Origin of the sequence: Helicobacter pylori, assembly GCF_003637685.1 — a bacterium.
Classification (GTDB): domain Bacteria; phylum Campylobacterota; class Campylobacteria; order Campylobacterales; family Helicobacteraceae; genus Helicobacter; species Helicobacter pylori_CJ.
In genome coordinates this window covers 1-13,138 of record NZ_MVWW01000005.1, presented here as the reverse complement: position 1 = coordinate 13,138, position 13,138 = coordinate 1, and the positions used below count along the sequence as shown (strand labels likewise).

The window sequence follows — 13,138 nt, the reverse complement described above, 5'->3', positions numbered from 1 at the left end:
ATAAAAATCATGGTTGTTTGAGCTGCCTTTGCAATAACAAACAAGCTTCTTTAAGGAATTGTTTTAAGGTGTTTTGAGAGAATTTGATAAAATGCGTCAGCTCATTTTCATTAAGATGCAATGAAACGATTAGAACGCTTTGTAAGATATGAGCGACACTCCCTTCAAATAAAATGCCTATAGTGGGGGTTTTAGCGCTAGTTGTTTGGCAAAACCCGCTCAAGCTGTCCACCCATTCAAATATTTCTTGCTTGGTTTTACAAGGCGTGTTTAAACGCGTGAAAAAACTTTCTTTAAAACTTATAAGATTTTTTTGTAAATTGTTTAAATCTTTAGCATGGTTATTGGGGGGATTAAACATGCTTTTAATGCGAGCGATAGCGTCTTGTTTGTTGATTTGTTTTAATTTCACTTGAGAGTAATTAAGGCTAACAGCATGCTTGATTTTCGCCCCATAACTTAAATTATAGACTTTTTTAGGCTGGTAATAATGAAGGGCTTCTTCAATCCTTTCTTTAGAGAGCAAAAAAAGCGAGTCGCTAAAAGTTTCATAACCTTTAAAATTACCCTCTACGCTGATTAAAGATGAGGTGTCAATTTCTTTTTCATTTTCATAATAGGAATTTTGAGCGTGCTTTTTAAACCCTTTAATATAAGCGCAATCTAAAGCGCACAAATAAATTTCATCGCTCATCAAACCCGCTAAAGCCACCCCGGCATTGCCCACAAAAGGCGCTGCATATTCTATACTTAAAGGGCTTATATACGCACAAGCGCTCCCCCCACGCATAAACATTAACGCTTCTTTGGCTAAATTAAAAGCGTTAGGATTGAGCATGTTAGCCCCCATTAAAGGGGTGTCTTCTAGGGGGGCGTTTTCTAAAACCTCCTTAAGATAATCTATGCGCTCCACTTCTATTTGAAAATCCACTTTAACGCCATGCGTTTTTAAAGGCTTTAAAGCGGTTCCGCATGAAAAAATAATGAAATTATCTTCATTTTCTTTTAAAAAATCCAACAATAAATCCAAGCTTGGCCCATTACCCACCACGCAAATGGGGGCGTTAATTTTTTTAGGTTTGGTTTTTAGGGTTTGGTATAGGGGTAAGTTTTTGAGCGTGTTCTTTAACCCTAGCAATTCATCTTCAAAACTCCCCCAACCCCTTAAGGCTTGTTTGTAATAGCTTTGAATGTTTTCTCGCATGCGCAAATTAAAAGCGCTTTTATAGGGCATGATTTCTAGCTTTAAAAAAGAATGCGTAACAGGGCGTTTTAAAAAATCCATTTTCAATTCATTAGGGTTAAAAAACCCTTGAATAAAGAGTTTAGCCCCTTTTGTAATCAAATCTTCATAACGCGCAAAATAACAACTGATTTTAAACAAATCTAAATTTTCTTCAAACAAATAAAGCGAATGGAAGCGGTAATTTTGAGCCTGTAAAATAGCTAAAAACAAGCCGTCTAAAACGCCATAAATCATGGTAGGGGGTAAGAATTTCTCTAAAGAGCAAGGCGTTTGATGATTGTCTAAAAAGTTTGAGATCGCATGCGTGGCTTTAAGGGTTAGGGGGAGTTTGGGGTTGTTTTGAGTTTTTAAATAATGTAAAGAGAGATGGTTATTGTCTAATGACCATCTGGGATTATTCAAGGGGTTAGAAGCCATGTTGAAAGCGGTTTCTATCATTTGATTTTTAGGGTAGCTTAAAGCGTTTGTGGGCGTGTGTAAGAGATTAAGATGATTTGTTTCAAAAAGCAATTGGTAATTTTTAAAAGGCGTATTGAGAGCGTTAAACAGATTAGGGTGATAGGATTTGAAAAAAACTAAATTGTCCCTAAAACGCTTTGAAATTTCTTTTTCTAAAAAGGGTGCATCAAAAGATTCTAGGGCTTTTAAAAAGGGCATGTAATAGCCTTTTTCATCACACCCCTTATGAGTCTTTTAAATCATTTTCTAAAAGTTGGGAAGCGAGGGCGATTTTTTTCAACGAGATAAAATCTTGTTCGCTGTAGCGTTTGTTGTCATTCATTTTATGGTAGTAGGGGGCACTTAAATCCAAGGCTTTTTTTTCTAAATCTTGCTTAGTGGTGTGAGTTTGGATTTCAAAAAGACTTTTTGCTTCTTCTAAAGACATAGGGATTTCTATTGCATTGAAGCGTTCAAAATTATCATAAAGCTCGTTAAAATCCTGATTGTCTATCTGCAAAAACGCCCCCACATCTAAAAACAATTCTTTTTCTTTGCTATCTAGTATCCCATCAGCATAGGCTAACAGCATAAGAAATTCCACTAATTTCAGGCGTTTGGTGTATTCCCCATGCGTGTGATCGGCGATTTCTTGGCATAAGGATTCAAAATTTTCTTTTTGATCCACAGGCTCATTGAGAAGCTCTTTGGCTAAATTTTGCTGTTCGCTGTTTAAGGGCTGTTCTAATTCATGGATAAAAAGCGTTCTTAAGGCGTTATCCAAAGCGTTTTTTTGAATGTCTAAAAACTTTAAAAGACGCATATACGCGCCCGTTTGGGTTTGCTTGAATTTGTCTAGGGGGCTAGATTGCACCAACAAATAGGGGTCATTTTTCAAGTCGTATTCTTCGGTTTTGGTTTTAGGGTTTAGGGGGTTTTTCAAATATTCTTTGAGGGTGTTGTAAAAATAAAACAACACAACCGCCGCAACAATTAATAAAATGATTTCCATGATTTTCCTTTATGAGTATTTTTTCATTTGTTCTTTAAGGTCTTGTTTTTGCCTGCTTTCTCGCTCTTTTTTGGCTTGATAAAGGCGCATTTGCTCTTCTTTTTGCTTGTCTTGTAAGATCATTTTCCTCTCATGGTTTTTTTTAAGCCGTTCTATGTATTCTTCTCGTTTTTCTGGGTCTTGGAAACTCACAGGGCGGATGAAAAAAACAAACAAAATCAGCACAAAAATCCCTATAGCGACAATCTCAGAACCTTCGCCATTGAAAGCATACCAAAGCCCTCCCATCAAAGAAGCGAGAGCGAGTTTTAAAAAAGCGTTCATTTTAAATGAAAGTAACCTTATGATAATGCATATCAAGCCCTAGAGCTTTTTTGTTTTTTTCCCCCATAGCCATTAGCGCGATTTGAGGTAAAAACAAAGTGGGGGTGTTGTCATTATCTCTTTTATAAACTTTTGAAGCTTTTAAGCTTAAATTTTCAAAAGCGTGAAAAAGCCCTAAAGAATGCGTAATTAAAAAATCCGCCCCCAAATCAATCCCCAAATAGCGTAAATGCGTGCACTGGAGTAAGCCGCTTACTTCATTGACTTCTAAAAGGGGGGCGTAATTTTGAAAAGATTCTAAAAAATGAGGGGCTTTTAAACGGATTTTATTGAAAAAATGATCGCTTTGTTTGATGCGAGAAAATTCAGCCCCTAAAAACGCATCAAAAGGGCTTTTCAATTCCCATGCCAAAAATTCATTAACCCATTCATTAAGATAGACGACCTCAACGCCTTTTTCATAAACAAGCTGGTATTTTTTCAATTTTTCATTGACGGAGTTGATGATTTCAGGGTTGTTGTCTAAAACTTCTTTAGCATGCAAGATATTCAAATACGCATCTTCTTCGCAAAAAATGAGCGAAACGCCATTGGCTTTGGCTAGAGCCAGATTATACGCACAAGCCGTGAGAAAATCATGCGTGCTGATAATCTTCCCATAATAGCCCCCATCATAACAAAAAGGCAGATCAATGATTTTTTGCCCCATTTTTTCTAAATAAAGCTTAGCGCTTTTGAGAAGCGATTGTGCGTTTAAATGCTTCGCATAAGCGTTAAAGAGCGTGCAAGTTTTAGGGGGGTTAGGCGTTTTAGGGGGGTTAGAGTTGTATTGAAAAAGGCTTAAAAGGTTTTTAGAAAAATCTTTCCATGGCTTGATTTTGGAATTGGTTAGGATTTCTTGCAATTCATAGATTTCATGGTCAATGTTGTCATCGTTTTTATAGAGGTAATGCGCCACGCTTAAAAAATTCATCACGCCGCTTTCAGGCTGAGAAATCATCTCTAACAACCGGTCCCGCTCTGTGGGGTAGCGCTTCATCAGCCATTTAACATACAAAAAAAAGCCATCGCCCAAATATTTAGGGTTGGTTTGGGGATTGATGAAATTGATTTGAATAAACTTTTCTAATTCTTCTTTTTCGCCTTTAGTGATATAGGGGACTTGTTTGAAAAAGTCTTCATAGTTTTTTAAAACCGCCTTTTCATCAATCATCAAGTCTTTTAAAGCGTATCGTTTGGATAGGGGATCTAGCACCCATTCTTTAGAAAAAAACGCCACCAAATCGCTCACTTTAGCGTCTTCAAACACCGCAATTTGGTTGATTTTAAGTGCGATATTTTCATTATAACTCACGCCTTTGAGTTGTTTTAAAAGATCCAAAAGGTATTGATCTTCTTGGTATTCTAAAAAATAAGACTCATAAGCAGGGTTATAGTCCTTGTTGGTTTCAAAACGAAAGACTTTTACATGCAATTTCAAAACGCTCATCAATGATTCCTTTAGCTTTTGTGTAAATTTTCTAAAATCGCGCGGTTTTTGGAATTGGAAAAAAGAGCCTCTTTAGAATCCAACCATTCTTTAGACTCTCGCTCGTCTTTCTTTGGCTCTTGAAGGGGTGGTTCTTCTTTTTGGAACAATTCAAGCGAATCGCAACGATTGAATAAAACGGCATTTTCATTTTTTTCTTTGATAAGGATTTGAATGATGCCAGGAAGTTTTACTTGAACCACGCTGCCAATATTGTTAGGGCCAAACCCGGCTTCAAATTGCACGCTTTGCGCATCAATCATCAAGCTTTCTAAGGTGTATCCGGCTAAAACAAACAGCACTAACGCGCCGAATTTTTCATGGATTTCTTTAGGGAGCTTGGGGGAAAAATCAATCGCATCTCTTTCGCACAAAAGGTTGAAACTCAAATGGTTTTTGGACAGAAATCGCAAGTATTCAACGCAATGCTTGTTGTTTAAAAGCCTTAATTCTCTTTGCATGCGAGCAACCTTTCAAATTCTTCTAACAAATAACGCACCTCTTGCATGCCAATTTCCCAAAATTCTTTACTATCAATGTCAAAGCCAAACATGGACACTAATTCTTTAGGGCTTTTTGACCCTCCTAAGCTCAAAAATTCCGTGTAAGTTTTAACAAATTCTTTAGCGTCGCTTTTTTTATAAAGCCCATAAAGCACTAAAGTCAAAAGCTGCCCATAACTATAAGCGTAGCAATAAAAAGGCGAATGGATAAAATGGGGGATATAGCTCCACCACAAATGGTAATTTTTAGTGAGTTTCACGCTTTTTTCAAACATTCTTTGGTTTTCTTCAAACCAGATTTGATCAAAATCTTTGGTGTCTAGTTCTTCATCTATTTCATGGATTCTTCTTTCAAAATTCGTCATCACCACTTGCCTAAAAAGGGTAGAAAAAATATCCTCTAATTTGCCTGCTAGCATGAAAAGGAGCTCGTCAGATTTTAAACCCTTTTTCAAGTGCTCAAAAAACAGCATTTCAGAAAAGACAGAAGCGGTTTCTGCGGTGGTTAAGGGTGTATCCATGTTCAATACGCCTTGTTTTTTGGACAATTCTTGGTGGATCATATGCCCAAATTCATGAGCGATAGTGAAAGCATCTCGGCGGTTTCCTGTGTAGTTTAACAGCACATAAGGGTGAGCGCTAGGCACCGCACCATGGCTAAAAGCCCCGCCTTGCTTAAAGTCTTTAGGGTGTGAATCCACCCAGCCTTCTTTGATCGCTTTAGAAGCGATTTTGTGAAATTCAGGGCTAAAGGCTTTAAGGGTTTTAAGCACTTCTTCTAGAGCTTGAGAGTAAGTCATGGTGATACTCTCATCGTTTAAAGGAGCGTAGCGGTCGTAATCTTTGAGTTTATGCCCTAAAATTTGCGCTTTTTGATGGTAGTAACGATGCACTAAGGAAAAATTAGCGTTCACGATCTCTATCATGCTATCCACGCTCTCTTGCGAGATCTGGTTGTCAATGTGGCGGAAACTCTCTTTTTTGTCGTATTTTCTCAGTTTGGTTTCAATGAGTAAATCCTTACGCACCATGTTTAAAATATAAGTGAGTAAAGGGCGGGATTTTTCTAACGATTTGCTGAAAGCTTTTTGAGATTTTTTACGGATCTTGCGTTTGGGGTTGTGCAAGAGGGCTAAAATTTCTTCTTCGCTTAAATTTTGCTCTTCAAAAGGGATTTTCAAAGAAGAAAAATGTTCATCAAAAAGACGGCTAAACGCGCCCACTCCCACAGGCGAAAGGGCTAGAGCGATCTTTTCTTCATCTAAATTCAAGGTGTGCTTTTTCTTTTCTATGAGGTTGTTTAGATAAAAAGCATGGTCTTTGCATTTTTTAATGAAAGCGAGTTGTTTTTTAGCGTCTAAATTCTTAAATTCAATTTCAAAGAATAAAAGGTGTTGTTGGATGTTTGCGCAAGCCATTTCGCATTGCGAATAAAACTTCGCTTCTTTAGTGTTCTTAGCAAAGAGTAATTGAGCGTAAGTCATCGCTCTAGAGATTTTTTCTAACAAATTTTCGTAATGTTTAAGAGCGTCGGCAAATTTTGTAGCGTCTAAATTCTTAAGGTTATTTTGATAAGCACTCTCAAATTCTTGCGCTTCTGTTTGTAAGGTTTTTAAAAATTCTTCTGCGCTTTCTTTATTTTCAAATAAAGCGCTTAAATCCCATTCTTGTTCTTTCATGAAATCCCCTTTTTATACCAATTTGAAGTTAAAATATGCTTGTATTTTAACATAACACTGACAATACAAGCAAACTTATCATTTGGTTTTTGTGCCATTATTTTTTAGCCGGCTCATTTTCTTGGCTCTTTTGGTGCAAAATGAATTGAGCGATAGACTCTAGGTATTTTAAAATAAAAGGGGTTGCTAACATAGAAAAGACCACCATGAGGATAAGGAGTTGGTGGATGTCATTTTGAGCGATATTTAAGATATTCTTTTGGTGCAAAAAACCAAGAATCCCTTTTTTTTCTTGCAAATTAAAGAGCTGGTGCGAGCCTGAATTTAAAAAGATCACGAAAGAAAACTCCCCGATTTGCGCTAAAGAAAGAGCGGTTTTGATGGCGGTTTTAGCGTCTCTAAAAAAACGCAATAGCGCATAAATGATAAAAGTCTTAAAACTCATCACTAAAATGAGTAAAAAGATGACGACAAAGAATTTCTCCATGAAGAAACTCACATTGATCTGCATCCCTATCGTAATGAAAAAAAGGGCTAAGAAGAGGTTTTTTAATTGCGCGAATTCTTCTTGGACATTGATTTTATAGCGCGATTTAGAAATCGCCATGCCCACAATGAACGCCCCCAAAGACATAGAAAACCCAAAAAAATGGCTCAACCCCGCCGCGCTGCAAACAATCACTAAAATCGTGCCTATAAAAATTTCAGGCAAGCGCGTGTCTTTCGCTTGCTCTAAGATGAGATTAGCCCCTTTTTTTCCAGGCAACAATAAAAGAACTAGAATAATCCCTGCTGAAATAAGGGTTTTAAGAATGAGTAAATTAACATGAGAATCCTTACTGCCTAGAATGGTCAAAATTAAAAGCATGGGAATGGCCGCAATATCTTGGAAAATCAAAATCCCCACCGCACTCTTTCCCATAGGCGTGCTAAGCTGTTTGGAATCTTCAAAGAATTTCAGCACAATAGCGGTTGAAGAGAGCGAAAGCCCCATGCCTAAAACAAGGGAAAAAATGGGCGAAAGACCTAAAATAAAATACCCCAATAAAAAAGCGATTAAAGCGCACAAAACAACCTGTAAAAGCCCAAAAACCAGCACTTCTTGTTTGATGGACTTAAGCTTGTCAAAATTAAACTCAATGCCTATCATAAACATTAAAAAGACGATACCAAATTCACCAATATCAGACAACAAATTAAAATCATTAATTTTAAAAAAAGCCGCTAAGACCGTTCCTGTGCAAATGTAACCAATAATAACGGGCATATCTAATTTCTTTAAAAAGATTCCAAAGCCTACAGCAAGCCATAAGCCGGCAATAACAATATAAAGCGTGCTATTTTCCATAAAAACCCTTCCCCAGCAGGATCGATTCGCTCTAAAGAAATAAAAGCGAGACTATCCTCTTAAAATTAATCCATTAAACAACACCATTAAATAATGTATAATAAATATTTATAAGTAATTTATTATTTAAACCTCACTAAACCCGCCTTCAAACGCCAACGCCAAACACCATATCTAGAAAATAAAAATTCAAACGCCAAGATTATACTGTGCTAAAACAAACTTTCTATTTATAAAAAAGATTTTTTGAACCCCAACCTTTTAAGAGTTGGCTAGGGTTTGATTTGATGAAGAAGAGCGGATGAAAGAACAAATTAGAAAGTGAAGACATAATCCACATACCAAGAATAGTAGCGGATAAGCCCTACATCCTTGCTGCCCTGATTAACCATAGGGAATTTCACGCCCGCTTCAAACGCGCTACGATCCCCAACGCGCATTCTTCCGCCTAAATTCCATAAGAACTGGAATCTAGTTTGATTGACATCATAAGGGAACATCCAAGTGTTTCCGGCTAATTGAACGCCACCGATGAGACCTAGAGCGAATTTATCCAAAGGAATGAGATTGACGATCAAATCGCCACCGCCGCCATAGGTGAGCAAATTGGTTTTGGTGTGTTCAGTCCCTGAAGTGTTAAACCAATCTAAAAAGCCATACACCCTAGCCCCAAACCATTTATTGGCAAAGCCTACAAAACCTAATTTGAAATTCAAACCATAAAGATCATTGCCATGGCGCCAATCAGAGTAATTGCTGTTATAAGGGCCATAGCGACCTTGCTGATAACCCGCACCCATGAAAAACCCATTCACTTCGCCAGCCAGTGCTAAACTCGCACTCAAGCTTAAAATACAAGCAATTCTTTTAATCATAATAAATCCTTCTTGTTGAATTAAAGTTACACCCTAAAATCGGTTATTTTTCTAAAAGATTTAATTTTTTATCAAAGATGAGAGTTTTAGAGTGAAAATATTGATTAAATCATGGATAAGTGGGATACACCTACAAAACCACCTCAAACTTTTAAAATACAAATTTTTAAGATACAAATAGGTATAATCAATAACTTCAATCATTTAATCAAAGGGAGTTCTATGAAAAATACTTTCAAAGCGTTTGCCTTTTTAATCGTATTTTTTTCAAGCGCTCTGTTGGCACAGGATTTAAAAATCGCTGCTGCTGCTAATCTCACACGCGCCTTAAAAGCCCTTGTTAAAGAATTTCAAAAAGAACACCCCAAAGATGCTGTTAAAATTAGTTTTAATTCTTCAGGCAAACTCTACGCTCAAATCGCTCAAAACGCCCCTTTTGATTTATTCATTTCAGCAGATGTTGCTAGACCTAAAAAGCTTTATGATGAAAAAATAACCCCTTTTAAAGAAGAAGTCTATGCTAAAGGCGTGTTGGTTTTATGGAGCGAAAATCTAAAAATGGATTCTTTAGAAATTCTTAAAGACCCTAAAATTGAGCGTATCGCTATGGCTAATCCTAAATTAGCCCCTTATGGAAAAGCCAGCATGGAAGTCTTAGATCATTTAAAGCTCGCTTCCAGTCTTAAATCTAAAATCATTTATGGCGCTTCTGTTTCTCAAGCCCATCAATTTGTCGCTACTAAAAACGCTCAAATAGGCTTTGGAGCGTTATCTTTGATGGATAAAAAAGATAAAAACCTCTCTTATTTCATCATTGATAAAGCCCTTTATAACCCTATTGAACAAGCTTTGATCATCACTAAAAATGGGGCTAATAACCCTTTAGCCAAAGTCTTTAAAGATTTTTTATTCAGCCCTAAGGCTAGAGCTATCTTTAAAGAATACGGCTATATTGTGGATTGAAACGCACAAAAAAGGCGAACAATGGATAGCGAGTTTTTGATTACCATGCGTTTGAGCTTTTCTTTAGCTTTGATTACCACCCTTATTTTACTCCCTATGGGGATTTTTTTAGGCTATTTTTTAAGCCTTAAACGCAATCTTTTAACGAGCTTAACAGAAACGCTTGTGTATATGCCTTTAGTTTTACCCCCAAGCGTGCTAGGGTTTTATCTCCTTTTAATCTTTTCGCCTTCTTCTTTTTTGGGAGCGTTTTTACAAGATGTGTTCAATGTGAAACTTGTTTTTAGCTTTCAAGGGCTTATTTTAGGGAGCGTGATTTTTTCCTTACCCTTTATGGTAAGCCCCATTAAAAGCGCGTTAATTTCTTTGCCCGCTTCTTTAAAAGAAGCCAGTTATAGCTTGGGAAAAGGGGAATATTACACCCTTTTTTTTGTCCTACTCCCCAACATCAAACCCAGTGTGTTGATGGCTATCATTACAACTTTCACGCACACTATAGGCGAATTTGGCGTGGTGATGATGCTTGGGGGTGATATATTAGGGGAAACAAGAGTGGCTAGCATTGCGATTTTTAACGAAACTGAAGCGCTCAATTATTCTAAAGCCCATCAATACGCCTTAACGCTCACGATTATCAGTTTTAGCCTCTTGTTTGTTACCCTATTTTTGAATAAAAAACAAAGCTCGTTTTTATGATAAAAGCGCGGTTTAAAAAACGCCTTTTAGGATCTAGGGGTGCGTTTGATTTGAATATAGACTTAGAAATTAAAGAAGCAGAAGTTGTCGCTTTATTAGGAGAATCGGGTGCGGGTAAAAGCACGATTTTACGCATTTTAGCAGGGCTTGAAGCGGTGAGTAGCGGCTATATTGAAGTCAATCGTTCAGTGTGGCTAGACACTCAAAAAAAGATTTTTTTAAAACCACAACAACGAAAAATCGGCTTTGTGTTTCAAGATTACGCCCTATTCCCTCATTTAAATGTGTATCAAAACATCGCCTTTGCTCACCCTAAAAATACAAATAAAATCCACGAAGTGTTACGCTTAATGCGTTTAGAAAATCTAAGCCAGCAAAAAATTTCTCAACTCTCTGGCGGACAAGCCCAACGAGTCGCTTTAGCAAGAGCTTTAATCGCAGCCAAGAATTTATTACTTTTAGATGAGCCTTTAAACGCCCTAGATAATACCTTAAAAAACGAAGTGCAACAAGGTTTGCTTGATTTTATCAAGCGTGAAAATTTAAGCGTGCTATTAGTCAGTCATAACTCAAACGAAATAACCAAACTCGCGCGAACTTTTCTCTTTTTAAACAATGGCGTTATTGATCCCAATCAAGAAAATCGGCTTTTTTCAAACCGCTTATTGGTAAAACCTCTCTTTGAAGATGAAAATTATTGCCATTATGAGGTCATTTCTCAAACGATTAGTTTGCCCAAAGATTGTCTGAATCCAACTTTTAAGCTTGATTTCAATCAAAACAAAAAATTTTAGAAATATTTTTTCATTTTTCTCTTAAAGCCCTCTTATTTTTCAAAAGGAGTTGTTTAACAACCGCTAAAATCAAACTCTTTTATGATTAGCGTTCAATGAAAACAGAGCCAATTTTTTAGTTTTTCAAAAACTTTTCTATTCTTTTGACGCTCTCTGTTTTGCCTAAAATAAAAAGCGCTTCTTTAAGGCCTATCCCGCCCCCCTTACCCAAAAGGGCTAATCTTAAAGGCTGCATGAAACTACCCGCTTTAATCTTTTCTTCTTCAATGATTTTATGCATGGCGTTTTCTAGCGCGTTTTCATCGTTGAAATTGGTTGTATTTAATTCCAATTTAAACTTTTCTAACAAGGGCATAACGAGCACTTGATTGAGTTTTTTAAAAACCTTTTCTTCATACTCTATGGGAGCGGTTAAAACCTCATCTATTTTAAGGGCCAATTCTTTTAGGGTTTGGGATCTTTCTTTGAGAGTGTCCAACAAGCGATCTAATTGGGTGGGGTTTAAATGCGAAAGATCGCTAAAACTAAAAGGTTTTAAAAGTTTTAATAATTCTTGTACGCTTTGGTTTTTGAGATAATGAGCGTTGAGCCAATTAAGCTTGTGCCAGCTAAAGCAACTGGGCGAAGAATTTAAATCTTTAGGGTCAAATAACTCCAATAATTCTTGCATGCTAAAAATCTCTTTATCTTGATAGCTCCACCCCAAACGCACTAAAAAATTCACTAAAGCTTCCTTAAGATAGCCCCTTTCTTGATAGTCCATCACATTAGTGGCCCCATGGCGTTTGCTTAATTTTTGCCCTTCTTCGTTCAAAATCATCGGCACATGGAAAAAATTAGGGATTTTAAAATTCAAAGCCTTATAGAGAACGATTTGTTTAGGGGTGTTAGAAAGGTGATCATCGCCTCTAATCACATCAGTAATCCCCATTAAAGCGTCATCAATGGTAACCACAAAGTTATAAGTGGGCGTCCCATCGCTCCTGGCGATAATAAAATCGTCTAATTCGTGAGTGTTCACTCTCACTTCGCCTTTAACCCCATCATTAAAAACAATGATTTCATTTTGGGGGACTTTAATCCTTACCACAGGCTCTATGCCTTTAGGGGGCGTGCCTTTAAAATCACGATAGCGATTGTCATAGCGTGGGGTTTCTTTCCTAGCTTTTTGTTCTTCTCTCAAAGCGTCCAACTCATCTTTACTCATGTAACAATAATAGGCTTTGTCTTCATCTAAGAGTTTTTGGATATATTCTTTATAAATCTCAAAGCGTTTGGATTGGTAGAGGATTTCGCCATCGTATTCTAGCCCCACCCATTTGAAAGCCTCTATAATGGCGTTAGCCGCTTCTATAGAGTTACGGCTCAAATCCGTGTCTTCAATGCGTAAAAAAAACTTTCCTTGATTGGCTCGTGCAAAAAGATAATTAAAAATGGCTGTCCTTAAGCCTCCTATGTGGAGGTAGCCAGTGGGCGATGGGGCGAAGCGCGTAACGATCAAACTCATTATTCTAACCTTAAAAATAAAATGCTCTTATTGTATTCAAAAATGGCTTAAAAATGGTTTCACTTTTTTCTATTATAATTAGTGTATCATTGAGATTATTCATAGCAGGATCACCCATGCAATTTCAAAAAACCTTATTTCCTTTATCTTTATTATTTTTATCTTATTGTATCGCTGAAGAAAATGGGGCGTATGCGAGCGTGGGCGTTGAATATTCTATCAGTC

General features: G+C 37.0%; 12 protein-coding genes and 2 pseudogenes. 3 read left to right on the top strand and 11 right to left on the bottom strand.

Annotated features, from left to right (window positions below):
• Positions 1-7: 7 nt before the first annotated feature.
• From EAL44_RS04605 to EAL44_RS08115, 10 genes and pseudogenes are all read right to left on the bottom strand, one after another.
• Positions 8-1,903, bottom strand: coding sequence for a motility associated factor glycosyltransferase family protein (locus EAL44_RS04605; RefSeq protein ID WP_121075233.1), 1,896 nt, complete (start codon positions 1,901-1,903; stop codon positions 8-10).
• A 25-nt stretch (positions 1,904-1,928) separates the two neighbouring features.
• The gene (locus EAL44_RS04600; protein WP_003014567.1) at positions 1,929-2,696 is read right to left on the bottom strand and encodes a TerB family tellurite resistance protein; all 768 of its coding nucleotides are present in this window, start codon (positions 2,694-2,696) and stop codon (positions 1,929-1,931) included.
• 9 nt (positions 2,697-2,705) lie between these two features.
• Complete coding sequence (locus EAL44_RS04595) at positions 2,706-3,020, bottom strand: hypothetical protein (protein ID WP_001861281.1); 315 nt, start codon at positions 3,018-3,020, stop codon at positions 2,706-2,708.
• Between the two features lies 1 nt (position 3,021).
• Positions 3,022-4,509 (bottom strand): DUF5644 domain-containing protein, encoded by a 1,488-nt coding sequence (locus EAL44_RS04590; protein ID WP_121075230.1) that lies wholly within the window; start codon positions 4,507-4,509, stop codon positions 3,022-3,024.
• An 11-nt stretch (positions 4,510-4,520) separates the two neighbouring features.
• Positions 4,521-5,009 (bottom strand): hypothetical protein, encoded by a 489-nt coding sequence (locus EAL44_RS04585; RefSeq protein WP_121075227.1) that lies wholly within the window; start codon positions 5,007-5,009, stop codon positions 4,521-4,523.
• Complete coding sequence (locus EAL44_RS04580; RefSeq protein WP_121075224.1) at positions 4,994-6,730, bottom strand: M3 family oligoendopeptidase; 1,737 nt, start codon at positions 6,728-6,730, stop codon at positions 4,994-4,996. Before EAL44_RS04580 ends, EAL44_RS04585 begins: the two co-directional genes overlap by 16 nt.
• Positions 6,731-6,827: 97 nt before the next feature.
• Entirely contained in the window at positions 6,828-8,078 is a 1,251-nt protein-coding gene (locus EAL44_RS04575) for a cation:proton antiporter (RefSeq protein ID WP_121075222.1), read from the bottom strand.
• Positions 8,079-8,226: 148 nt separating this feature from the next.
• Positions 8,227-8,409: pseudogene (locus EAL44_RS08125) on the bottom strand (hypothetical protein).
• The gene (locus EAL44_RS04570; protein WP_000595776.1) at positions 8,393-8,953 is read right to left on the bottom strand and encodes an outer membrane beta-barrel protein; all 561 of its coding nucleotides are present in this window, start codon (positions 8,951-8,953) and stop codon (positions 8,393-8,395) included. Before EAL44_RS04570 ends, EAL44_RS08125 begins: the two are co-directional and overlap by 17 nt.
• Before the next feature lie 43 nt (positions 8,954-8,996).
• A pseudogene (locus EAL44_RS08115) lies at positions 8,997-9,157 on the bottom strand (orotate phosphoribosyltransferase).
• An 18-nt stretch (positions 9,158-9,175) separates the two neighbouring features.
• On the opposite strand from EAL44_RS08115, the gene modA reads away from it, so the two are divergent.
• Genes modA through EAL44_RS04550 form a run of 3 tightly spaced genes read left to right on the top strand, consistent with a single transcriptional unit; the run spans position 9,176 to position 11,406 of the window.
• Entirely contained in the window at positions 9,176-9,916 is a 741-nt protein-coding gene (modA, locus tag EAL44_RS04560; RefSeq protein WP_121075218.1) for a molybdate ABC transporter substrate-binding protein, read from the top strand.
• Positions 9,917-9,937: 21 nt separating this feature from the next.
• Entirely contained in the window at positions 9,938-10,612 is a 675-nt protein-coding gene (gene modB, locus EAL44_RS04555; protein WP_121075215.1) for a molybdate ABC transporter permease subunit, read from the top strand.
• Complete coding sequence (locus EAL44_RS04550; protein WP_121075211.1) at positions 10,609-11,406, top strand: ATP-binding cassette domain-containing protein; 798 nt, start codon at positions 10,609-10,611, stop codon at positions 11,404-11,406. Before modB ends, EAL44_RS04550 begins: the two co-directional genes overlap by 4 nt.
• Before the next feature lie 115 nt (positions 11,407-11,521).
• Here EAL44_RS04550 and gltX read toward each other — a convergent pair whose 3' ends face one another.
• Positions 11,522-12,913 (bottom strand): glutamate--tRNA ligase, encoded by a 1,392-nt coding sequence (gltX, locus tag EAL44_RS04545; protein ID WP_121075208.1) that lies wholly within the window; start codon positions 12,911-12,913, stop codon positions 11,522-11,524.
• Positions 12,914-13,138 lie beyond the last annotated feature (225 nt).